The organism is Stenotrophomonas sp., assembly GCF_059505245.1.
Genome location: NZ_JCACKF010000012.1, coordinates 34,964 through 57,206 on the forward strand (window position 1 = coordinate 34,964; position 22,243 = coordinate 57,206).

The window sequence follows — 22,243 nt, forward strand, 5'->3', positions numbered from 1 at the left end:
ATCCAGCGAAATGCGTCATGTTTATGCGCACAAGGCACCAATCCGTCCGGCGACGCGCGCAGACACCGCATCGCGTCACCATCGAAAGCGTGCCGAGCAAGCTCGGCACCTACCAAGAGCACATGAACGGACCGCCAAAGCCACGCCATGAGTGGATGCGGTTGTGGAGTCGAGCACAGCTCGACTCCACACGCGGCCTCAGTTCGGCGCCTTTTCCACGTACTTGGCGAACACCTCGTCGATCTGCTTGTCCTTCACCTTTTTGCCGGACTGGATCGCTTCGGCCTGGGTGAACAGCGGAATGATCATCGCCATGCCATCGATCTTGGTCTTCAGGTGCACGCCCGGGGCCTGGCCGAGGAAGCCGTCCCAACGCTGGCGCACCTTGGCCCAGTAGCCGGCAGTGGCCTTCCAGTAGTCACGCGCCGGGGTGAAGTCGACCTCGGTGGTCTTCACGTAGTCGTTGAAGCCGAACTCGCGTGCGATCTCCACCTGGCTGCCGTCGGCGTTGCGCTGCACCTTGGTGTTGAACTGCTCGTGGGTCCAGCCATTGGGCGTGAGCGTGTGGCGGTTGACGACGGCCAGCGCGTTGTAGTCGCTGCGCTTGGTGTACTCACGGCGCGGCAACGGGCGCCAGCTGAGGTCGCTGGTCCAGCTCGGCACGTTGTTGGTGTAGGTCCATTTGCCGGTGCCGCAGTAGCGCGGTGCGTCGCTCACTTCGTACACGCACTGGGTCCAGGCGCCCTGGTTCACCGCTGCGGGAATGCGGCGTACCTGCCAGGTCTGGTCGGCGCTGAACTCGAATCGGTTCGGTGCTTCGTAGACCCAGTCCTGGCGCCAGTGCTTGGTGATGTGGCCGCTCTTCTCGTCCAGCAGCAGGTGCTGCAGCACGATGCGCTTCGGCGTGTCCTCGACCACGATCACCAGTTCGTTGCCGCCGCTGCGCATCGCCGGGGCGCGCTCGTAGCCGGGCTTCAGCAGCACGGTCTCGTCGAATGCGAAATCGACGGTGTACTCGCCCTGCATGGCAAGGATGCTGTCGTGGTCGCGGGCGATGCCGGAGGGCTGCGCGCTGGCCACGCCGTTGGTGGCGAGCAGCAGCAGGACGCTGGCTGTCTGGAGCTTCATCGGGGTCTTCCTTCGGGGTTGCAGATGCAGTGAGAGGCCGTCCGTGGCCGACAGGCGTTCCATCGGGAAAGGGTTACAGCCGGATCAGCGGCAGGTCGCCGGGAACCCGCGGCGCCGAGCGACGTGTAGCTTCGGCGCAGCAGCAATCGTCGATCGCCAGCTCGCCTTCGGCACCTTCCAGCCGCGCGATGCGACGCGCGGTGGCTGCGCCCAGCGAGGACAACGTCGACAGGCTTGCAGCCAGGGTGCGGCCGTCGTCGGCGGCATGCAGGCGCAGCGCACACAGTCGCCAGCGCTGGCCACCGAGATGGCCGGCCAGGCGCCGCCACAGGCGTTCGCCGACACTGCCCTCGCTGTCATGCTCCGGGCCCGGCGGCAGCGCCGCGACCAGCCGGTCCCAGGCCAGGAAATCGCTGTCGGGCAGCAGGTACAGCCGCCACACGCAGCGGCCGCGGGCATCGAGGAAACACAGGCTTTCGCGCACGCCCTCGCTGTCCACGCCCTGGCAGGCATGCACGCGTACTGCCTGGCGCCAGCCACCGAGCTCGTTGCCGTCGGCGCGGTACAGGCACAACACGGTGCCGAGCGTGGCCAGCTGTGCCGGCGTCGGCCAGGCCGCGCTGCCCTGCGCGGCGATGGCGTCGTTCCTGCGTGCGGACAAGGCTCGGCTCATGAGGTCACCAGGAAACGGCAAGGCTGGCGGAGAGGGTGCGGCCCGGGCTGGTATAGCGGTCCAGCACGCGGCTGCCCGGCGACAGCGTCGAACCCACGTTGGACCAGTCGATGTAACGCTTGTCGCCCAGGTTGAACACGCCGACGTTGAAGGTGGCGCCCGGGGCGAAGTTCCAGTGCGCCATCAGGTCGGCCACGCCGTAGCCGGCCGGGCGGTACACCGTGGCGGCGGTGACGCGGTCCTTGCGCTTGACGAAGGTACCGGCCAGTTCGACGCCCCAGGTGTCGGTGTCGTACATCAGGCCGACGGTGCCACGCAGCGGGTCGACCGAATCCAGCGGGGTGTCTTCGGTCCTGTTGTCGCCGCGCGACCAGGCCACCGAGCTGCGCAGCGCCCAGCCCTGCAGCGCCGGGCTGATCTGGCCGAAGTCGACGCCGGCCTTCATCTCGGCACCGTAGATGCGCGCATCCGCGATGTTGCGCGACTGGAACACCATCAGGCCCTGGGCGTTGGTGCCGACCAGCGACTGCGACTCGATGAAGTCCTTGTACTCGTTGTAGTAGCCGCTGAGGCTGACGTAGGCCGCTGGCGACAGGAAGCGCAGTCCCAGCTCCATGCCGTCACTGGTTTCCGGCTTCAGGTCCGGATTGGGAATGGCGGTGTAGCCGAAGGCGAAGTTGGTGAAGCCCAGGTTGACGTCGTTGTACGGCGGCGAGCGGAAGCCATGCGAATAGCCGGCAAACAGCGACCATTCGTCGGTGAAGCGATAGACCATGCCCAGCTTCGGCGAGACGCTGGTCTTGGTCAGCCTGGCCACCGCAACGCCGGGATTGTCGTCGGCGAAGATGCTGTCCACCTCCGGCTTCAGCTCGTAGCGGTCCACGCGCACGCCCGGCACCAGCGACAGCTTGCCGTTGGCCATGCGCATTTCGTCCTGTGCGTACAGGCCCAGCTCGGTGGTCTTGCTGATCGGGAAATCGCGCACCGGGAAGGCGTCGGGCAGGATGGTGGTGCTGGTCTGGCCATTGGCCAGCACCTGGTAGCCGTCGCGCTTCTGGCGGATCTCGGTATGCGCGCCCTCGAAACCGTAGGTCAGCGCGTGTTCGACGCTGCCGGTGCTGAACGCCTTGTTGAACTGCGCCTGCAGGCCGTAGACGCGCTGGTCGAAGTTGAACGCGCGGTGCCGGCGGCTGCGGTTGGCGCGGTCCTCATCCGTGATCTGGGTGGTTTCGCTGTGCTGGGTATACAGCTGCCAATGCAGGCTGTCGGCGAAGCCCTTGTCCAGCGCATCCATTTCATGGGCGAACGACACGCGGGTGCGGTTCTGCGTATCGCGCGCCTTCATGCCGGTGGTGGTGGTGCGGTCGATCGAGGACAGCACGTTGGTATCGGTGTTGTCTTCGTTGCCTTCCACGGTCAGCCGGAAGCGCTGGTCCTCGCTCGGCGCATAGACCAGCTTGGCCAGGCCACTGCGACCATCGCGGTCCTGCGGGTTGGGCGCGGTGCGGGTATTGTCGAGGCTGCGTACATCACCCTTGTTGCCGGTTTCCTGGCCCTGGCGATGGTTGATGTTGACCATGCCGCTCCAGTGTTCGCCGCCGAACGCGCTGGTCACGCCGCCGAGCAGGCCCTTCCACTCACCGTCGTAGCCGAACTTCAGGCCGACGTAGCTGTCCTTGCCATCCTTCAGATAATCGGCCGGATCCTTGGTGACGAAGGCCACCACACCCCCGAGCGCGTCGGACCCATACAGCGAGCTGGCCGGGCCGCGCACGATCTCCACGCGCTTGAGCGTATCCAGATCGGTGAAGTTGCGGTTGGCGTTGGAGAACGAGCCGATGTTGAAGCTGGTGGGCATGGCGATGCCGTCGGTCTGCACGCGCACGCGGTTGCCGTCCAGGCCACGGATGCGGATGCTGCCAAGGCCGAAGCGCGCGGCGCTGCGGCTGACCGACAGGCCCGGCTCGTAGCGCAGCAGATCCTTGATGTTCTGCACCAGGTGCCGGTCCATCTGCTCGCGGTCGATGACGTCCACGGTGGCCGCCACATCGCTCACCGCCCGCTCGGTGCGGGTGGCGGTGACCTGCACACGGTCGAATTCGCGCGCATCGGGCGCGGCGGTGGCCGCGGCAGCAGCATGGGCGGACAGCGGCAGGGCCATCCAGACGGCAAGGCAAAGGGCGGTAGGGCGGGTCATCGGGTTCGTTCGTCAGGCAGGGGAACCCCCGGTTACCGGCACACCCGGAGGGTGCACGCGGTAGACCGAGGGGGAGAGAGCGGGAGCGGACGGGTCGCCCACCCTGCCGGCGCGGCCGGCAGGAGGGAGGGGGGCGGGCGACCAGGCCGCGATTACTTGGTCAGGATCAGCTTGTCGTTGCTGGTGTGCCGCAGGCGATAGAAGCGGTCGCCGTGCTGGATCAGGATTTCACGACGGCCCTTGAGCAGGGCTTCGCTGTCGATGACCTCTTCCGGCGGAACGACACGGACCGGACGATCGCGGAGGGTCAGCGTTTCGGGGCGCAGCAGTACAGGTTGAGCATTCATGAGCATCTGGACTCGTGCGAGGGACGAGTCAAATGATAATGATTCTCAGTTGACAATCAACAACCATTCTCAATTTGATTGATGAGATTAATGATCGAATTCTGAAATTCGATAGATCATGTCAATCAAATGGCGACGCAGCCGTGTAGAGTCGACTCTACCGAGGCCCCCGAGGCCCGGTCGGCCCCCGGGTTCAGGCGAAGGCGGCTTCGACGTCGGCCCAGCCGGCGGCGTCGACCTGCTCCAACACCTCCAGCGCCTGCAGGTTCTGCAGCAGCTGGCTGACCCGGCTGGCACCGAGGATCACGCTGGAGACGTTCGGGTTGCGCAGGCACCAGGCGATGGCCAGCGTGGCCGGCGTCTGCCCCAGCGCACGCGCCACCTCGCTGAAGCGGCGCACCTGGGCCAGGCGGGCCCCGGCGTCGTCACCCAGCACCAGCGCCTGCAGCCATTCCATGCCCTCGCGGCCCAGCCGCGCATCGGCCGGAATGCCCTGGTCGTACTTGCCACTCAGCAGGCCCGAGGCCAGCGGCGAGAAGATGGTGGTGCCCAGGCCGGCACCGGCATACAGCGGCGCGTACTCGACCTCGACCCGTTCGCGGTGCAGCAGGTTGTACTGCGGCTGCTCCATCGACGGGCCCTGCAGGTTGCGCGCCTCGGCGATGTCCAGCGCCTGCTGGATCTGCACTGCCGACCACTCCGAGGTCCCCCAGTAGAGGATCTTGCCTTGCCGCACCAGGGTATCCATGGCATGCACGGTCTCGGCGACCGGCGCGTCCGGATCCGGGCGATGGCAGTAGTAAAGGTCCAGGTAGTCCACCCGCAGGCGCTTGAGCGCCGCATGGCAGGCGTCGGTCACATGCTTGCGCGACAGGCCGCGCTGGGTCGGCCGTGGGTCCTTGGCGCTGCCGAAGAACACCTTGCTGGAGACGCAGATGCCGTCGCGCGGCAGCCGCAGGTCGGCGATCACATCGCCCATCACCTGTTCGGCGCGGCCGTTGGCATAGCCCTCGGCGTTGTCGAAGAAGTTGACGCCGTGGTCCCAGGCGGCGGCCACCAGGTTGCGGGCCTCGTCGCGCGGGATCTGGTCACCGAAGGTCACCCAGGCGCCGAAGGACAGGGCGGAAATCGGCAGGCCGGTGGAGCCCAGGCGACGGTATTGCATGCGAATCTCCTGCTGCGGGCCCGCATCCGGGCCGGGATCGAGCCCCATTCTACCTGCCGCCGCCGGCCGCAAGCCCTTGCCGTTGCTGGCCTGATCGGTACCGATAGATGCGCGCACGCTGCTTTTTCTTGCCCCGGCCCCTGCCCTGCACTAGGCTTCCCGTTTTTCGCGACGCCCCAGGGGAGTCACTCACATGGTCGAAGGTTTGGGCAGGATCGGCTTCGGCCTGTTCGGGTTGGCGGTGCTGATCGGCATCACCTGGTTGTTTTCCAACAACAAGCGTGCGGTTGACTGGAAGCTGGTTGCCACCGGTATCACCCTGCAGATCGCGTTCGCGGCGCTGGTGATCCTGGTGCCGGGCGGCCGCGACGTGTTCGATGCGCTGGGCAAGGGCTTCGTCAAGGTTCTCAGCTTCGTCAACGAAGGCTCGGGCTTCATCTTCGGCTCGTTGATGGACACCAAGAACTACGGCTTCATCTTCGCCTTCCAGGTGCTGCCGACCATCATCTTCTTCTCGGCGCTGATGGGGGTGATGTACCACCTCAACGTCATGCAGGCGATCGTGCGCGTGATGGCGTGGTCGATCACCAAGGTGATGCGCGTGTCCGGCGCGGAAACCACCAGCGTCTGCGCCAGCGTCTTCATCGGCCAGACCGAGGCGCCGCTGACCGTGCGCCCGTACATCGCCAGGATGACCCAGTCCGAGCTGCTGACCATGATGATCGGCGGCATGGCCCACATCGCCGGCGGCGTGCTGGCGGCCTATGTGGGCATGCTCGGCGGTGGCGACCCGGCGCAGCAGGCCTTCTACGCCAAGCACCTGCTGGCAGCGAGCATCATGGCCGCACCGGCCACCCTGGTCGTGGCCAAGCTGCTGATTCCGGAAACCGGCACCCCGCTGACCCGCGGCACGGTGAAGATGGAAGTCGAAAAGACCTCCAGCAACATCATCGACGCGGCCGCTGCCGGTGCCGGTGACGGCCTGAAGCTGGCGCTGAACATCGGCGCGATGCTGCTGGCCTTCATCGCCCTGATCGCGCTGCTGAACGCCCCGTTGACCTGGATCGGCGAGGTGACCGGCCTGGCCGCTGCCATCGGCAAGCCGACCAACCTGTCGACCATCTTCGGTTACGTGCTGGCCCCGATCGCCTGGGTGATCGGTACCCCGTGGGCTGATGCCACCACCGTCGGTTCGCTGATCGGCCAGAAGGTCGTGATCAACGAATTCGTCGCCTACACCGAACTGTCGCAGATCGTGAACGGCCAGGTGGCCGGCGTGAGCCTGTCCGAGGAAGGTCGCCTGATCGCCACCTACGCGCTGTGCGGCTTTGCCAACTTCAGCTCGATCGCGATCCAGATCGGCGGCATCGGCGGCCTGGCCCCGGAACGTCGCCACGACCTGGCCAAGTTCGGCCTGCGCGCGGTGTTGGGCGGTACCATTGCCACCTTCATGACGGCGACCATCGCCGGCGTGCTGACGCACTTCAGTTGAACCCTTGGTTGAGAAAAGATTCCCTATGAGCAGCAGTGTCGTTGTCGTCGGTTCCTTCAATGTCGATCACGTGTGGCGGTGTGAGTCGCTGCCGGCACCGGGTGCGACCATTGCCGGCCGCTACAGCACCGGCCCCGGGGGCAAGGGCTTCAACCAGGCGGTGGCGGCCTGCCGCGCCGGTGCCGACACGCACTTCGTGTGCGCGTTGGGCGATGACGCCGGTGGCGCCACCGCGCGTGAACTGGCTGCGCAGGATGGCTTCGCGCTGATCGCCGAGGCCAGCAGCGAACCGACCGGCACCGCGGGCATCTACGTGGACGCGCGTGGCCGCAACACCATCGTGATCGGCCCGGGTGCCAACGCCGCGCTGGGCACCGATTTCCTGCAACAGCAGCAGGCCCTGCTGACCCGCGCCAAGGTGGTGCTGGTGCAGCTGGAATCGCCGGTGCAGACCATCGAAGCGGCGCTGGCCACGGCCCGCGAGGCCGGTGTCACCACCGTGCTCAATACCGCACCGGCCGACGCGCCCTCGACCATCGGCCTGCTCAAGCTGGCCGATGTGATCACCCCGAACGAAACCGAGTTCGCTGCCCTGCTCGGCCGCCATGTCGGTGAGCGCGTGGATGCCAACGACGTCGCCGCGCTGGATGGCGCCAGCCTGCACGCGCTGTGCCGCAAGCTGGTCGGCAACGGCACCGTGGTGGTGACCCTGGGTTCGGTGGGCGTGTTCGTGTCGCATGCCGACGAGAACCTGCGCGGCGATACCCAGCCGTACTACCGCGTGGGTGCCGAACAGGTGCAGGCGATCGACACCACCGGTGCCGGTGACGCCTTCAACGGTGCGCTGGCCGCGTCGCTGGCGCAGGTGGCCGACGCCCCGTTCGCCCGCCACGTGCGCTTCGCCAACCAGTTCGCCGGCCGTTCGACCGAGAAGGAAGGCGCCGCTGCGGCGATGCCGCGCTTCACCCCGGCCGACGCTGAAACCAAGTAATTCCACGCCACGCGTGGATGACGAGGCCCGGGTGTGCAGACACCCGGGCCTTTCTTTTGCCCATTGCCCAGCCCCTGCGACCGCCTGTCGCATTGCCCACATCCTGCCCCTCGCCCACCATCCGCGCAGCTTCCTCGCACGGGCAGGACATGGACGGATTCCCCTGGCTGCTGGTCGCGGCCGCCGGCAGCGCCGTGGCGGCGCTGCTGCATATCGGCTGCATCGCCTTCGGCGCCGCGTGGTACAGGTACTTCGGTGCCGGCCAGCGCGTGGTCCGGCTGGCGCATGCGGGGCACTGGTGGCCACCGCTGATGACCGCGGTCATCACTGCCGTGCTGGTGGCCTGGACCCTGTACGCACTGGCCGCCGCGGGCTGGCATTCGCCGCTGCCGGCCAGCCGCCTGGTCCTGCCCGGCATCGCCGCGCTGCTGTTGCTGCGTGCCGCGATGGGCTTCGGCCTGGCGCTGTTCCGGCCGGGGTACAACGGCACGCGCTTCTGGGCGGTCAGCTCGCTGGTCTGCCTGGGCCTGGGGCTGGCCTTCGCGCTGGGTACCCGCCAGGCCTGGCAGAGCCTGGGGTAGCCGCCCACCATCGCCCGCCCGTGGGGGCGGCGGAAGCAACCGTCAAGCATCTGCTGATGCCGGTACGGCATGAGGTCGGTGCCGATCGGCCTGAACCGGACCGCGCCCGGCACGGCCGTACCGCCGCCCGCGCCCTACAATGGGCGCATGCAGATCGGCCCGTACACCATTGCCCCCAACGTCGTGCTGGCACCCATGGCCGGCGTCACCGACAAGCCCTTCCGCCTGCTGTGCAAACGGCTGGGTGCGGGACTGGCCGCCTCGGAAATGACCATCAGCGACCCGCGCTTCTGGAACACGCGAAAGTCGATCCACCGCATGGACCATGACGGCGAGCCAGCCCCGATCAGCGTGCAGATCGCCGGCACCGAGCCGCAGCAGCTGGCCGAGGCCGCGCGCTACAACGTCGACCACGGCGCGCAGATCATCGACATCAACATGGGCTGCCCGGCCAAGAAGGTGTGCAACGCCTGGGCGGGCTCGGCGCTGATGCGCGACGAGCAGCTGGTGGCGCGCATCCTCGAAGCCGTGGTCAACGCAGTGGACGTGCCGGTCACGCTGAAGATCCGCACCGGTTGGGACTGCGACCATCGCAATGGCCCGGTGATCGCCCGCATCGCCGAGGCCAGCGGCATCGCCGCGCTGGCCGTGCATGGCCGCACCCGCGACCAGCATTACACCGGCCAGGCCGAGTACGCCACCATCGGCGAGATCAAGGCTGCGCTGCGCATCCCGGTGATCGCCAACGGTGACATCGATTCACCGCAGAAGGCCGCCCACGTGCTGCAGCAGACCGGGGTGGATGCAGTGATGATCGGCCGCTCCGCGCAGGGCCGGCCGTGGATCTTCCGCGAAGTGGCGCACTACCTGGCCACCGGCGAGGAACTGCCACCGCCGTCGCTGGCGGAAGTGCGCGACATCCTGCTCGGCCACCTGCATGCGCTGCATGCCTTCTATGGCGAGCCGCAGGGCGTGCGCATCGCGCGCAAGCACCTGGGCTGGTACGCCAAGGATCGTCCGGAGAACGCCGCGTTCCGCGCGGTGGTCAACCGTGCCGAGGACCCGCAGGGCCAGATCGCGCTGACCACCGAATACTTCGACCGCCTGATCGCCGGGGAACCCGCGTTGTCATCTGCTGCCTGAGCGTACTGCCATGCCGTCGAGTCGAGCTTGCTCGACTGAATTTCCAGAGCCGTCGAGCACGCTCGACGCTACAAGAGCCCGCCCCATGACCCCGCCGATTTCCTCCCCGACCTATCTGCACGGATTTTCCGGCACCGAACAGCAGCGCCTGATGACCCAGGCCCGGCTGCTGGAATCGAGCATCTTCGGCCAGATCGACTACAGCGGCGCGCGGCGCCTGCTGGAAGTCGGCAGTGGCGTCGGTGCGCAGACCGAGATCCTGCTACGCCGCTTCCCCGAGCTGCACGTGACCGGCGTGGACCTGAGCGAAACGCAGCTGGCCACCGCGCGCGAGAACCTGGCGCGCACGCCGTGGTGCAGCGACCGATACACCCTGCAGCAGGCCGACGCCGGCGAGCTGCCGTTCGAGGCACGCAGCTTCGACTCGGCGTTCCTGTGCTGGGTGCTGGAACACGTGCCTTCACCGGCGCGGGTGCTGAGCGAAGTGCGCCGCGTGCTGGCTCCGGGTTCGCCGGTCTACATCACCGAAGTGATGAATGCCTCGTTCCTGCTCGACCCGTACTCGCCGCACATCTGGCGCTACTGGATGGCCTTCAACGACTTCCAGTACGACCATGGCGGTGACCCGTTCGTCGGTGCAAAGCTGGGCAACCTGCTGCTGGCCGGCGGCTTCCGCGACGTGCACACCGAGATCAAGACCATCCACCTGGACAACCGCGAACCGGCGCGTCGCAAGACGATGATCGCGTTCTGGGAACAGCTCCTGCTGTCGGCCGCCGACCAGCTGCTGCAGGCCGGCTCGGTGGACGAGGAAACCGTGGAAGGCATGCGCCGCGAGTTCCGCCTGGTGCAGAACGACCCGAACGCCGTGTTCTTCTACTCGTTCGTCCAGGGCCGCGCCACGGTGTATTGATCCGGTGTTCTGCTGTCGATCGGGGCCGTAGAGCCACGCCATGCGTGGATCCACTGATCAATGCACGGCGGTGTGGTCGGCCGCGCCCCGCGCCGCCGCCGGCTCCTGCCAGATCCGCTGCCACATCGCCGCCAGGCGGCGACCGGCGTCGGCACGCGCGGCGGGACTGCTGTAGTCCACCCGCACCTGCTCGGGAACGATCGCCCGCCACTGCCCGTCGGCCTGCCCGGCCACAACGAAGTTGAAGGTGTAGTCCGGCTCCAGCCCCATGCGCAGGTCACTCAGCACCAACCGGCCGTCAACCACCTGCGCACGCATGAAACCGCGGTTGAACCACGTCAGCTGCTGCACCGCCGGGATGGCCTGCGCTTCGCGCAAGGCCTGTACGTTGGACGCATGGCCTTCGAACCGCATCGGCCCGTGGTCGGCCACCAGCGAGCGGTCACCCACCACGTAGCCATTGGGCGTCATCGCCACCACCCGCCACAGCAGGGTGTTGAACGGCATCGGTACCGAGAAGCGCGGCGCATCGCCCAGGCCCATCGCGGCCAGGCTCTGCTGTGCGGCACGGTCGACCTGTGACTTGGCGATCAGGCCCCAGCCCAGGTAGCCACTGCTGAGCAGCAGGGCCACGCCCAGCACCTTGCCCGCCCAGGGCCGGGCGCGGCCGAACCAGGCCAGCACGCAGCCCAGCAGAAGCCACACCGTATACCCCGGGTCGATGATGAAGACACTGGATCCCATGGTCGGATGCGGGCGCAGCGGCCACCACAACTGGGTGCCATACACGGTGAACGCATCCAGCACCGGATGGGTGACCAGCGCCAGCTGGATCGCCCAGAACCAGCGCAGCGGTGACTGCGCGACGCGGCCATTGCCGAAGCGCTTGAACAGCCACCAGATCAATGCCGCCACCCATGGCAGTACCAGCAGCGAATGACTGAAACTGCGGTGCTCGATCATGTTCGCCACCGGATCGGCTGCGGTGAAACCGAGCCACAGCGCGTCGAGGTCCGGCAGGGTGCCAAGCGCGGCACCAGCGAGCAGGGCCGCGCGGCGATGTCCGGGCGGGGCGATGGCAGCGGCGACGGCGCCACCGAGCACGATCTGGGTCAGGGAGTCCATGGGCCGATGCTAGCGGCTTGCGGGCGGTGCATGTAGAGCCGAGCCCATGCTCGGCTGCGCTTCGTTCGGCGCCACGTCAGCCGAGCATGGGCTCGGCTCTACAGTAGGACAGACGCGCGTTATGCCGCCTGCGACAACCGCGCGCCTGGCAGTTCCACCAGGGTCTGGCCGTTGTGGTCGAGCAGGCGCAGCGCACCATCATGGTCCTCGGCCAGTGCGGTCAGGCTCTCCACCCAGTCGCCGTCGTTGGCGTAGACCAGGCCATCGCGTTCGTCCAGCGCCGCGCGGTGGATGTGGCCGCAGACGATGCCATCCAGGCCGCGCCGGCGCACGTCGTCCAGCCCGGCCTGCACGAAGCGCTCGATGTAGCGTTCGGCGGCCCCGCTGCGCTTCTTCAGGAACTCCGACAGCGACCAGTAGCGCATGCCAAGCCGGCGCCGCACCGCGTTCAGCGCCTGGTTGCCGGTCAGGATGCGGTAGTACAGCCAGTCGCCGAACTTTTCCTGCAGGCCACCGAAATGGGTCACGCCGTCGTAGTCGTCGCCATGCGCGACCAGCAGCCGGCGGCCATCGGCGGTCACGTGGATGGCACGGCGGCGCACCTGCATGGCCGGCAACATCAGCCCGCACACCTGGCGCAGCGAGGCATCGTGGTTGCCGGGAATGTAGATGATCTCGGTCCCTGCACGGCGCAGCGCGTGCAGGGCCTGGATGACTTCGCTGTGCGACTGCCGCCAGTTGGCGCGGCGATGCGCCATCCACCACAGGTCGATGATGTCGCCGACCAGGTACAACCGCTCGCAGCGCAGCTGCGAGAGGAACCGCGCCAGTTCGGTGGCGTGGCAATGACGTGAGCCCAGGTGCACGTCGGAGACGAACACTGCGCGCCGGTGCGGCGACAGGTTCGCCAGCGTGCTCATGCCGGCGCACCCGCGTCGCGCAGATAGCGTTTGCGCTTGTTCGGCCGGATCGCGCACAGGTCCACTTCGATCAGGCCGTCGATCGAATCGCTGAAGTCCGGGTCCACGCCGAAGGCGAGGAAGCGCGCGCCGCCGGGTTCGCACAGATCGGTGTACTGGCGGTACAGCGTCGGCACGCCGGTACCCAGTGCGGCCAGGTTGGCCTTGAGCACATCGAACGCGGCACCCGCATCCAGCTCGCCGAAACTTGGCGGTGCGGCGAAGTACTGGAAGGGGCGGTTCGATTCGGCCAGCCCGGCGGTTCCGCCGTAGTAGCGCTGGTAGTAGGCCACCAGCTGCTCGCGCGCATCGCGCGGCAGCGCTGCGCTGATCGAGACCGCGCCGAACAGGTAGCGGATGCCCGGCCGGCACTGCAGGTAGGCGCCGATGCCCTGCCACAGGTAGTCCAGGCTGCGGCTGCCCCAGTAATCGGGCACCACGAAGCTGCGGCCCAGCTCCAGGCCCTCGGCAATGTGGGTGATGGCATCGTCGGAATAGCGGAACAGCGACGCGCTGTAGAGCCCGGACAGGCCGTGCCGGGCCAGGGCCTGGGCGCCGCGCATGATGCGGTAGGCACCGGCAATGCGCTGCGCCGCCGCGTCCCAGATCACGATGTGCTCGTACTGCGGATCGTAGGCGTCCAGGTCGCGGCTGCGCCCGGTGCCCTCGCCCACCTGGCGGAAGGTCAGCTCGCGCAGGCGGCCCAGTTCCAGCAGCAGCGGTGAATCGGCGGTACAGATCGCCAACAGGATCTGCTTGCCATCGGCGGTCTGGCCCAGCTGGGTGGCCGCGGCAATGCCGGCGGCGACCTGCGAAGGCGGCACCGGAGACGCCAATGGCTCGGGGCCTGCGCACGCAGCGGTATTGCAGGCCGCGCCGTTGCGGCCCAGCGCGTACAGCGCGCGGCGCACCGCCAGCAGCTGTGCGCCCGGGTCACCGCCCTTGCCCAGCTGCATCGGCTCGCCGATGCTCAGCCGCAGCGGTCGGCCACGACGGGCGAACATTTCGCGCGCCAGCAGCGCGGTGCCGGCCGGCTTGAACAGGGTCGAGGCGCCGTAGAACAGCGCCGAGTTGCGCGCTTCCACCCGCACCGGCAGCACCGGCGCGCCGGCTGCGCGGGCAAAGCGGACGAACCCGCGCTGCCAGCGGCCATCACGGATGCCGCGCAGCGACAGCCGCGAGACCTCGCCGGCCGGGAACACGATCACGCACTGCTCGGCGGCCAATGCTTCCTCCACCGCATGCAGGCTGCCGCGCTGCGCCTTGCCGCCGAGGATGCGCACCGGCAGCAGCAGGTCCTGCAGCGGCGCGATCGCCCCCAGCAGATCGTTGGCCACGATCCGCACGTCGCGGCGGATACGGCCAACCGCATCCAGCAGTGCGAGGGCATCCAGTGCCCCGGAGGGGTGGTTGGCGACGATCAGCAGGCGGCCGGTGGCCGGGATCCTGGCCAGCGCGGCCGGATCCACCTGGTACTGGCCGCCGATGAATTCCAGGCCGGCGGCGACGAAACCGAAGCCGCGCAGTCCTGAGCTGCGCTGCAGGAAGGCTTCAATCTGGTCCAGGCGCGACCAGCGCCCGACGCTGCGCAGCAGCGGCCGCGCCAGTTGGCCGCGACGGCCATGGAACCAATCGGGGAAACGTTGCTGGAGACGCTGTTCGAGTTCCTGCATGGCGGATCCACTGATGCCCGGCGGCCGGATTGGCCGACAGCCTGCGCCCGGCAGGCGGCAGCCAGATGGCGGTTTCGGGGCAGAACGATGACGGCCGGCCCGCCTTCGCGGCGAGGTCGCTGCCTGCGCGGTCGGGGCCGGCAGCCGTCCCGTCTGTTGTCACGCTGGTGGAACACTGGGCCTCGGGGCTGGGCCCCAATCACGGCCGGGCGGCCCCTGTCGGGCCTACGCGGGCTTAACCACCGGCAACCGGTACAGGTTCACAATGCACAGGCGGCGCACCCCGTGTATCATGCGCGCCCATCTTTCCATCCGAATCAAGGGATATTACGCCTGATGTCCAGCTATCTCTTCACCTCCGAGTCGGTCTCCGAAGGCCATCCGGACAAGGTTGCCGACCAGATCTCCGATGCGGTGCTGGACGCGATCCTGACCCAGGACCAGCGCGCCCGCGTGGCCTGCGAGACCATGGTCAAGACCGGCGTTGCCATCGTGGCCGGTGAAATCACCACCAGCGCCTGGATCGACCTGGAAGCGCTGACCCGCAAGGTCATCACGGACATCGGCTACGACAGCTCCGACGTCGGTTTCGACGGCGCCACCTGCGGCGTGCTGAACCTGATCGGCAAGCAGTCGCCGCACATCGCCCAGGGCGTGGATCGCAAGAAGCCGGAAGAAATGGGCGCTGGCGACCAGGGCCTGATGTTCGGCTATGCCACCAACGAGACCGACAGCTACATGCCGGCCGCGATCCACCTGTCGCACCGCCTGGTCGAGCAGCAGGCCAAGATCCGCAAGAAGAAGAACTCGCCGCTGTCGTGGCTGCGTCCGGACGCCAAGAGCCAGGTCACCCTGCGCTATGAAAACGGCGTGGTCTCGGCCATCGACGCCGTGGTCCTGTCGACCCAGCACGCCCCCGGCATCAAGCAGAAGGACCTCATCGAGGCCGTCCGCGAAGAGATCATCAAGCCGGTGCTGCCGGCCAAGTGGCTGCACAAGGGCACCAAGTTCCACATCAACCCGACCGGCAAGTTCGAGATCGGTGGCCCGGTGGGCGACTGCGGCCTGACCGGCCGCAAGATCATCGTCGACACCTACGGCGGCTGGGCCCGTCACGGTGGTGGTGCCTTCTCCGGCAAGGACCCGTCCAAGGTCGACCGTTCGGCAGCCTACGCGGCCCGCTACGTCGCCAAGAACGTGGTGGCCGCCGGCCTGGCCGACCGTTGCGAAGTGCAGGTTTCCTACGCCATCGGCGTGGCTGAGCCGACCTCGATCTCGGTCACCACCTTCGGCACCGGCAAGATCAGCGACGACAAGATCGAGAAGCTGATCCGCAAGCACTTCGACCTGCGCCCGTACGGCATCATCAAGATGCTGGACCTGGTGCACCCGATGTACCAGCAGACCGCGGCCTACGGCCACTTCGGCCGCAAGCCGAAGGAGTTCAGCTACCTCAACGGCGAAGGCGAGACCGTCAACGCCACGGCCTTCTCCTGGGAGAAGACCGACCGCGCCGCCGCCCTGCGCGCCGATGCGAAGCTGAAGTAAGAAACACGAAGGGCCGCTCACGCGGCCCTTCTGCTTTCTGGTAGAGCCGGCCGCTGGCCGGCTTTTTCATGGCCTTCGGGAAACAATCGCGTGATTGCCGGCCAGCGGCCGGCACTACCCGGTTGCCGATACAATCGCCGCATGTCGACCGAACTGAAAACCCACCAGCTGTCCATGACCGTGCTGATGTCGCCGGAGATGGCCAATTTCTCCGGCAAGGTCCACGGCGGCGCCATCCTGCGCCTGCTCGACCAGGTTGCCTACGCCTGCGCCAGCCGTTACGCCGGCAGCTACGTGGTCACCCTGTCGGTGGACCAGGTGATGTTCCGCCAGCCGATCGCAGTGGGCGAGCTGGTCACCTTCCTGGCCTCGGTGAACCATACCGGCACCTCGTCGATGGAGATCGGCATCAAGGTGGTGGCCGAGGACATCCTCAAGCGCAGCGTGCGCCACGCCAACAGCTGCTTCTTCACCATGGTGGCCGTGGATGAGGAAGGCCGGCCGACGCCCGTCCCGCCCCTGCAGCCGGCGACGTCCGACGAGAAGCGCCGCCAGGCCGCCGCGCAGATCCGCCGCCAGCTGCGCCAGGAAATGGAACAGCGCCATCTGGAACTGCTGGCATCGAATCCGCCGTCACCGGAGGAATGAGGGCGTGCGGGGCAAGCCCCGCACCCACCCAGGCCGCAGTTGCCGGCCAGCGGCCGGCACTACCATTGCGAATTCGCCGGGCCATGCCCGGCAGATGCGGATCAACCGGTGTTCTGCACGCCCTGCGCAACACCGTTCACGCAGGCCACCAGCGCGCGCAGCAACCCGTCATCCTCGCGCCCGCTGGCCCGCCAGCGCTGCAACAGGTCCACCTGCAGCACGCTGATCGGATCGACGTAGGGATTGCGCAGGCGGATCGACAGCGCCAGCCGCGCATCGTGGTCGAGCAGCGTCCGCTGGTCCATCAGCGCCAGCAGCCAGTGCCGGGTGAGTTCCAGTTCGCGCTGCACCTGCGGGAAGAAGTGCCCGTGCAGTTCACCCGACAACAGCGAAAACTGCTCGGCGATGGTGATATCGCCCTTGGACAGCACCATCGCGATGTCGTCCAGGAAGGTGCGGAAGAACGGCCAGTCCCGCGCCATCTCGCGCAGGGTCCGTTCGTGGCCGGCATCAACCGCCGCCTGCAGGCCACTGCCCACGCCATACCAACCGGGAATCACCGCGCGCGCCTGGCTCCAGGCGAACACCCAGGGAATCGCACGCAGGTTGCCCAGCGCGGCGTCCTGGCCGAGCCGGCGCGATGGCCGCGAGCCCAGCGTCATGCGTTCGATCACGTCGATCGGCGTGGCGGTGCGGAAGTAGTCCATGAAACCGGCCTGGCCAACGAACGCGCGATACACCTCGCTGCTGGCCGATGCCACCGCGTCCATCACCGGTCGCCACTCATCCTCGCGCGGCTCGGCGGCACGCGGGCGCAGGCTGGCACGCAGCACCGCACCGGTGGCCTGCTCCAGCGAGCGCAGGGCCAGCGCACGGATGCCGTACTTGCGATGGATCACCTCGCCCTGCTCGGTCACCCGCAGGCGGCCATCGATGCTGCCGCGCGGCGATGCGTCCACCGCGTGCGTGGTCTTGCCGCCACCGCGGCTGATCGAGCCGCCACGGCCATGGAAGAAGGTCAGGCGGATGCCGGCCTCGGCCGCCACCTCCAGCAGCTCCACCTGTGCACGCTGCAGGCCCCAGCGCGATGCGGCGATGCCACCGTCCTTGCTGCTGTCCGAATAGCCCAGCATCACCATCTGCACGTCATCGCGCGCTTGCAGGTGCGCGCGATAGATCGGGTCGGCCAGCAGATCACGCAGGGTCGCGGTGCCGCGCTTGAGGTCCTCCACCGTCTCGAACAGCGGCGCGATATCCAGCGGTACTGATCCGTTCTCTTCCACCAGGCCGCCACGGCGCGCCAGCGCCAGCACCGCCAGCACGTCGCTGCGGTCATGTGCCATCGAGATGATGTAGCTGCCCAGTGCATCGCCACCATGCCGCGCACGGGCATCGGCCAGCGCGGCGAACACGGCGTCCAGTCGCCGGTTGCCTTCGTCGTCGCCCTTCGGCAACGGCGCGTCACCACTGGCATGCGGCGCCAGCAGGCGTGCGCGGCCCAAGGCATCCAGACCGTCCCACGCTGCGTCGCCGCCCAGCACCGTGGCCAGCGCGCGCGCGTGCACGCTCGATTCCTGGCGCACGTCCAACCGCGCCAGGTGGAAGCCGAAGGTCTTCACCCGCCACAGCAGGCGCTGCACGGCGAAGCCACCGGCATGTTCGCCGCGGTTGGCGCGCAGGCTGTCGAGGATCAGCTGCAGGTCGTCGATCAGTTCGTCCGGACCGGCGTAGGCGCCTTCGCCGTCATCCAACGTGGCCTGCAGGCGTGCACGCATGCGGTCGTTGAGCAGGCGGTACGGCATGTCGGCATGGCGCGGGCGCGACTGCACCTGCGGCAGCAGCTGCTGGTAGTGCGCCACGCGCGCCTGCAGCGCCTCGCTCACGCCCACCCGCTCGGTGGACTGGCTGAGCAGGCTGGCCAGCTGCAGCAGTTCCTTCTGGTAGCGACCCAGCACGGCCTGCCGCTGCGCGTCCAGCGTAGTGCGGATGGTGTGGGCATCCACGTTCGGGTTGCCGTCCATGTCGCCGCCCACCCACGTACCGAAGCGCAGCAGGCGCGGCAGCGGCAGTTCTTCGCCGTAGGTATCGCGCAGCGCCTGCTGCAGCGATTCGTACAGCACCGGGATCACCCGGTACAGCACCTGCACCAGATAGAAGCCGACGTGCTCGCGCTCGTCATCGACGGTAGGCCGCACCGGCGAGGAATCGGTGGTTTGCCACGAAGCGGTCAGCGCCATGCGGAAGCGCGCAGCATCGGCGGCCGCTTCCCCCGGCGTGCGCTGGCCGTCGAGGTTGTCGACCAGGCTGGCCACCATCAGCTGCTCTTTCTCCAGCAGCGCGCGGCGCACCGCTTCGGTCGGGTGCGCGGTGAACACCGGTTCGATGTCGATGCGCGGCAGCCACTGCGCCAGCTCATCCAGGCCCACGCCCTGCGCCTTCAGGTGCTGCAGCGCATCCTGCAGGCCGTCGGGCTGCGCCCCGGCGGTACCGGCACGCTGGTAATCACGGCGGCGGCGGATGCGATGCACGCGCTCGGCGATGTTGACCACCTGGAAGTAGGTGCTGAAGGCCCGCACCATGGTCTCGGCCTGCTGCGGCGTGCGCCCGGCCAGCCCTTCGGCCAGCTCCGACAGCGGCGCCTGGTTCTCGCGGCGGGCAATGGCGCGGGTGCGCACGTCCTCGACATCGTCGAGAAACGCGGCCGAAACCTGTTCGACCAGCAGGTCACCCACCAGTGCGCCGAGCCGGCGCACGTCATCGCGAAGCGGAAGATCGGGGGAAGCAAACTCGATGCTGCTGCGGTACTCGTTCATCGGCGACGCACAGGCCTCGGTCAACGGATCCAGACCCCAAGCCTATCCCAGATCGGGCGTCGTGCTGCGATGCAAGAATGGTTTCATCTGCACGTATCCATGGCGGACGCAGCCGAGCATGGGCTCGGCTCTACAAGCGTCATGGCGCGTGACACCGTGTAGCGCCCGAGCCCATGCTCGGGCGGCGGCGCAGCCGCACAGGCGGCCGCTGTTGCAGCGGCCACCCTCATGCACGTATCAGCGCTTCTTCTTCGCCGTGCCCTGCTCGGCCGGGCCGATGGTCTGCTCCAGCCAGCGCTCGCTCTCGGCCAGCATGGTCATGATCGATTCGCGTGCGCGGTAGGCATGCGATTCGTTGGGCAGCATCACCAGCCGCGCGGTGCCACCCAGGCCCTTCACCGCCGCGAACATGCGCTCGCTCTGGATCGGGAACGTGCCGGAGTTGTTGTCGTCCACGCCGTGGATGAACAGGATCGGATCCTTGATCCTGTCGGCGTAGTTGAACGGCGCCATCTTCTGGTAGACGTCCTGCGCCTGCCAGTAGTTGCGCTCCTCCGCCTGGAAGCCGAACGGCGTGAGCGTGCGGTTGTAGGCGCCGCTGCGCGCGATGCCGGCCTTGAACAGGCGGGTGTGTGCCAGCAGGTTGGCCGTCATGAACGCACCGTAGGAGTGGCCACCGATGGCGATGTGATCGCGGTCGGTCACGCCACGCCGCACCACTTCATCCACGGCCGCCTGCGCATTGGCCACCAGCTGTTCGATGTAGGTGTCGTTCGGCTCCTTGTCGCCCTCGCCGATGATCGGCATCGACGGGCTGGCCAGCACCACGTAACCCTTGGCCAGGAACGCCTGCGGGCCCCAGTAGCTGACCGCATTGAAGCGATACGGCGAATCGGTCACCTGGCTGGCCGCGGCCGCGCTCTTGAACTCGCCCGGGTAGGCCCACATCAGCAGCGGGCGCGGGCCGTCGCGCTTCGGGTCGTACCCCGGCGGCAGCAGCAGGGTCGCGGTCAGGTCGACGCCGTCCTTGCGCTTGTAGCGGATCTGCTCCTTCTGCACACCCTTCAGCTGCGGCAGCGGATGCGCGAAGTGGGTCAGCGCACGCGGCGCAGCACCGGCATCGGCCAGCGACTGCACGTAGAAGTTGGCCGGCTCGTCCGGGCTCTCGCGGCTCAGCAGCAGCGAGCTGCCCTGCTTGTCCAGCAATGCCACCGGCAGCGCATAGCTCGGCGCCTGCGAGTGGAACAGGCGCGTTGCCTTGCCCGTGGCGATGTCGAAGCGGTCCACGAACGGACGGTCGCCTTCCGGCGAAGCACCGGCGCCGGCCAGGTACAGGCTGCCGCCATCGGCGCTGGTCTGCAGCAGCGAACGGCCGCGCTCGTTGCTGGCCCGCAGCGGCCGGCCCGGATCGGCGTAGCGGTCCTGCGCATCGCGATCCCACAGCAGGCGCGGTTCGGCGCTGGCATTGTCCGGGGCGATCAGCCAGGTCTTGGTCCTGCGGGTCTTCCACCACGATTCGGTCAGCAGGGCCAGGTCGCCACGGCCCCAGCTGATACCGGCCAGGCGGCTGCCCAGCTGGGCCAGCGTCACCGGCGGCGTGTCGAACGGCGCGGCCTGCATCAGCACCGCATCGCGCACCTTGGCATCCCTGTTCGGGTCGCCACCATCCTGCGCTTCGGCCCAGACCAGGGTCGCGTCGGCATCACCACGCCAGCCGATGTCACGCACGCCGGTCACTTCGGCGTCGTTGCCGGTCGGCAGGCCTTCCACCAGCGGACGCACGGCCACGGTATGCACCAGCTTGCCGCTGGCACGGTCGATCACTTCAATGCGGCGCGGGAAACTGCTCACCGGCACCACGTAGGAATACGGGCGCTGCACCGGCTGGCGCAGCACGAAGCGGCCATCCGGCGACACGGAGAAGCCCATGAAGATGCCGGCCGCGCCGATCGGGCGGGTGCTGCCATCCAGGCTGACTTCCACCGGCTGTGTGGTGGCGTAGTAGTCGAACTGGCGCGCGTCAGCCTCGTTCTTCAGCAGGTCCTGGTAGGTACGGATCGACACCACGCCATCGCCCCGGCGGGTCTGCTGCACGGCCGGGCCGGTCGGGATGCCGTCGGTGGCCGGGGCCGCACCGAGGTTGGCCGGGCGGGTGAACACCACCAACCCGCGGCTGTCCGGCAGCCACTGGTAACCGCTGCCGATCACCGTGTTCAAGCCGGCAACCAGGCGGCGGGCGCTGCCGGCGGCCACGTCCACCAGCCACAGTTCGTTGGCGCCGCTGGTGGCGTCGACCTGGTTGAAAGCGAGCCACTTCTGATCCGGAGACCACATCAGGCTGGCGATCGACAGCGTGGCCGGCAGGCCGCTGATCTGCCGTTCCTTGCCATCGGCCACGTTCATCAGCCACAGCTTCTCGCCGAAGCTGAAACGGCTGTCGGAGAACGTGCGCGGGTTGATGCGCAGGCCGGCCAGCTTCAGTTCCGGCTGCGCCACCACCCGGATCGACGGCAGCGACGGCATCTGCATCAACGCGGCCATGTCGCGGCGAGGCGACAGGTGCAGCGACGGCGCGCGCGGTGCGTCGACCACCGCCTGCAGCGCCGCCGAGGGCAGTTCGTAGCCATTGGCACCCTGGGCCTGTGCTGCAGCGGGCTGTGGGGCCAGCGCCCAGGCTAGCGGGGCCACGGCCAGCAGTCCCATCGACAGGACCAGGCCGGTCCAGCGCCGCGTACGGCGCGCGTGCATGCTCATCGTTCTACCTGCGTGATGCGTGAAAGCATCGACCTTAACAGGCCGTGCACGCGCCCCCATCTGCCGATGGTTGGGTCATCCGGATGTCATGCC

At 68.0% G+C, this 22,243-nt stretch carries 17 protein-coding genes; 7 read left to right on the plus strand and 10 right to left on the minus strand.

Annotated features, from left to right (window positions below; all coding sequences use genetic code 11):
- Window positions 1-198: 198 nt before the first annotated feature.
- From AC5JLE_RS04695 to AC5JLE_RS04715, 5 genes are all read right to left on the minus strand, one after another.
- Window positions 199-1,128 (minus strand): DUF6607 family protein, encoded by a 930-nt coding sequence (locus AC5JLE_RS04695; protein ID WP_241884693.1) that lies wholly within the window; start codon window positions 1,126-1,128, stop codon window positions 199-201.
- Window positions 1,129-1,201: 73 nt separating this feature from the next.
- Window positions 1,202-1,801 carry a Hemin transport protein gene (locus AC5JLE_RS04700; protein WP_241884694.1) on the minus strand — a complete coding sequence of 200 codons (600 nt, stop codon included), beginning with the start codon at window positions 1,799-1,801 and terminating at the stop codon, window positions 1,202-1,204.
- Window positions 1,802-1,805: 4 nt separating this feature from the next.
- Window positions 1,806-3,998: a TonB-dependent hemoglobin/transferrin/lactoferrin family receptor gene (locus AC5JLE_RS04705; protein WP_496065079.1), complete on the minus strand. Its 2,193-nt coding sequence runs from the start codon at window positions 3,996-3,998 to the stop codon at window positions 1,806-1,808.
- Between the two features lie 152 nt (window positions 3,999-4,150).
- Window positions 4,151-4,345 (minus strand): hemin uptake protein HemP, encoded by a 195-nt coding sequence (hemP, locus tag AC5JLE_RS04710; RefSeq protein WP_005412278.1) that lies wholly within the window; start codon window positions 4,343-4,345, stop codon window positions 4,151-4,153.
- 193 nt (window positions 4,346-4,538) lie between these two features.
- A complete protein-coding gene (locus tag AC5JLE_RS04715) occupies window positions 4,539-5,510 on the minus strand; it encodes an aldo/keto reductase (protein ID WP_049406102.1) in 972 nt (323 codons plus the stop codon).
- Between the two features lie 193 nt (window positions 5,511-5,703).
- Here AC5JLE_RS04715 and AC5JLE_RS04720 point away from each other — a divergent pair, with 193 nt between their 5' ends.
- The 5 genes from AC5JLE_RS04720 to AC5JLE_RS04740 all read left to right on the plus strand — a co-directional run bounded on the left by AC5JLE_RS04720 (window position 5,704) and on the right by AC5JLE_RS04740 (window position 10,630).
- Entirely contained in the window at window positions 5,704-7,002 is a 1,299-nt protein-coding gene (locus tag AC5JLE_RS04720) for a NupC/NupG family nucleoside CNT transporter (RefSeq protein WP_014645968.1), read from the plus strand.
- A gap of 25 nt (window positions 7,003-7,027) precedes the next feature.
- The gene (locus tag AC5JLE_RS04725) at window positions 7,028-7,993 is read left to right on the plus strand and encodes a ribokinase (protein ID WP_049406099.1); all 966 of its coding nucleotides are present in this window, start codon (window positions 7,028-7,030) and stop codon (window positions 7,991-7,993) included.
- A gap of 149 nt (window positions 7,994-8,142) precedes the next feature.
- Window positions 8,143-8,574, plus strand: coding sequence for a hypothetical protein (locus AC5JLE_RS04730; RefSeq protein ID WP_014645966.1), 432 nt, complete (start codon window positions 8,143-8,145; stop codon window positions 8,572-8,574).
- A 147-nt stretch (window positions 8,575-8,721) separates the two neighbouring features.
- Complete coding sequence (gene dusB / locus AC5JLE_RS04735) at window positions 8,722-9,717, plus strand: tRNA dihydrouridine synthase DusB (RefSeq protein WP_046428891.1); 996 nt, start codon at window positions 8,722-8,724, stop codon at window positions 9,715-9,717.
- An 85-nt stretch (window positions 9,718-9,802) separates the two neighbouring features.
- Entirely contained in the window at window positions 9,803-10,630 is an 828-nt protein-coding gene (locus AC5JLE_RS04740; RefSeq protein ID WP_005415318.1) for a class I SAM-dependent methyltransferase, read from the plus strand.
- Window positions 10,631-10,687: 57 nt separating this feature from the next.
- Here the strand turns inward: AC5JLE_RS04740 and AC5JLE_RS04745 are convergent, their stop codons facing one another.
- The 3 genes from AC5JLE_RS04745 to olsF all read right to left on the minus strand — a co-directional run bounded on the left by AC5JLE_RS04745 (window position 10,688) and on the right by olsF (window position 14,387).
- Complete coding sequence (locus tag AC5JLE_RS04745; protein ID WP_134967310.1) at window positions 10,688-11,755, minus strand: metal-dependent hydrolase; 1,068 nt, start codon at window positions 11,753-11,755, stop codon at window positions 10,688-10,690.
- Window positions 11,756-11,874: 119 nt separating this feature from the next.
- The gene (locus AC5JLE_RS04750) at window positions 11,875-12,675 is read right to left on the minus strand and encodes a metallophosphoesterase (protein ID WP_197561648.1); all 801 of its coding nucleotides are present in this window, start codon (window positions 12,673-12,675) and stop codon (window positions 11,875-11,877) included.
- The gene (gene olsF, locus AC5JLE_RS04755; RefSeq protein WP_197561649.1) at window positions 12,672-14,387 is read right to left on the minus strand and encodes a bifunctional ornithine lipid synthase OlsF; all 1,716 of its coding nucleotides are present in this window, start codon (window positions 14,385-14,387) and stop codon (window positions 12,672-12,674) included. The genes AC5JLE_RS04750 and olsF overlap by 4 nt, the downstream gene beginning before the upstream one ends.
- 336 nt (window positions 14,388-14,723) lie before the next feature.
- On the opposite strand from olsF, the gene metK reads away from it, so the two are divergent.
- Together metK and AC5JLE_RS04765 are read left to right on the plus strand one after the other, a co-directional pair.
- Window positions 14,724-15,935: a methionine adenosyltransferase gene (gene metK, locus AC5JLE_RS04760; protein ID WP_010481882.1), complete on the plus strand. Its 1,212-nt coding sequence runs from the start codon at window positions 14,724-14,726 to the stop codon at window positions 15,933-15,935.
- Between the two features lie 141 nt (window positions 15,936-16,076).
- Window positions 16,077-16,583, plus strand: coding sequence for an acyl-CoA thioesterase (locus AC5JLE_RS04765; RefSeq protein ID WP_010481883.1), 507 nt, complete (start codon window positions 16,077-16,079; stop codon window positions 16,581-16,583).
- Window positions 16,584-16,684: 101 nt separating this feature from the next.
- On the opposite strand, the gene ppc is transcribed toward AC5JLE_RS04765, so the two are convergent.
- Together ppc and AC5JLE_RS04775 are read right to left on the minus strand one after the other, a co-directional pair.
- On the minus strand, window positions 16,685-19,396 hold the full coding sequence (ppc, locus tag AC5JLE_RS04770; RefSeq protein WP_164109635.1) for a phosphoenolpyruvate carboxylase: 2,712 nt from the start codon (window positions 19,394-19,396) through the stop codon (window positions 16,685-16,687).
- A 237-nt stretch (window positions 19,397-19,633) separates the two neighbouring features.
- Window positions 19,634-22,150, minus strand: a complete 2,517-nt coding sequence (locus AC5JLE_RS04775; RefSeq protein ID WP_049406090.1) for a S9 family peptidase — start codon at window positions 22,148-22,150, stop codon at window positions 19,634-19,636.
- Window positions 22,151-22,243: the final 93 nt, after the last annotated feature.

Excerpts from the sequence above, each read along its gene's own strand:
- AC5JLE_RS04695 (WP_241884693.1), bottom strand. The coding sequence starts at position 1,128 with ATGAAGCTCCAGACAGCCAGCGTCCTGCTGCTGCTCGCCACCAACGGC.
- AC5JLE_RS04700 (WP_241884694.1), bottom strand. The coding sequence starts at position 1,801 with ATGAGCCGAGCCTTGTCCGCACGCAGGAACGACGCCATCGCCGCGCAG.
- AC5JLE_RS04705 (WP_496065079.1), bottom strand. The coding sequence starts at position 3,998 with ATGACCCGCCCTACCGCCCTTTGCCTTGCCGTCTGGATGGCCCTGCCG.
- hemP (WP_005412278.1), bottom strand. The coding sequence starts at position 4,345 with ATGAATGCTCAACCTGTACTGCTGCGCCCCGAAACGCTGACCCTCCGC.
- AC5JLE_RS04715 (WP_049406102.1), bottom strand. The coding sequence starts at position 5,510 with ATGCAATACCGTCGCCTGGGCTCCACCGGCCTGCCGATTTCCGCCCTG.
- AC5JLE_RS04720 (WP_014645968.1), top strand. The coding sequence starts at position 5,704 with ATGGTCGAAGGTTTGGGCAGGATCGGCTTCGGCCTGTTCGGGTTGGCG.
- AC5JLE_RS04725 (WP_049406099.1), top strand. The coding sequence starts at position 7,028 with ATGAGCAGCAGTGTCGTTGTCGTCGGTTCCTTCAATGTCGATCACGTG.
- AC5JLE_RS04730 (WP_014645966.1), top strand. The coding sequence starts at position 8,143 with ATGGACGGATTCCCCTGGCTGCTGGTCGCGGCCGCCGGCAGCGCCGTG.
- dusB (WP_046428891.1), top strand. The coding sequence starts at position 8,722 with ATGCAGATCGGCCCGTACACCATTGCCCCCAACGTCGTGCTGGCACCC.
- AC5JLE_RS04740 (WP_005415318.1), top strand. The coding sequence starts at position 9,803 with ATGACCCCGCCGATTTCCTCCCCGACCTATCTGCACGGATTTTCCGGC.
- AC5JLE_RS04745 (WP_134967310.1), bottom strand. The coding sequence starts at position 11,755 with ATGGACTCCCTGACCCAGATCGTGCTCGGTGGCGCCGTCGCCGCTGCC.
- AC5JLE_RS04750 (WP_197561648.1), bottom strand. The coding sequence starts at position 12,675 with ATGAGCACGCTGGCGAACCTGTCGCCGCACCGGCGCGCAGTGTTCGTC.
- olsF (WP_197561649.1), bottom strand. The coding sequence starts at position 14,387 with ATGCAGGAACTCGAACAGCGTCTCCAGCAACGTTTCCCCGATTGGTTC.
- metK (WP_010481882.1), top strand. The coding sequence starts at position 14,724 with ATGTCCAGCTATCTCTTCACCTCCGAGTCGGTCTCCGAAGGCCATCCG.
- AC5JLE_RS04765 (WP_010481883.1), top strand. The coding sequence starts at position 16,077 with ATGTCGACCGAACTGAAAACCCACCAGCTGTCCATGACCGTGCTGATG.
- ppc (WP_164109635.1), bottom strand. The coding sequence starts at position 19,396 with ATGAACGAGTACCGCAGCAGCATCGAGTTTGCTTCCCCCGATCTTCCG.
- AC5JLE_RS04775 (WP_049406090.1), bottom strand. The coding sequence starts at position 22,150 with ATGAGCATGCACGCGCGCCGTACGCGGCGCTGGACCGGCCTGGTCCTG.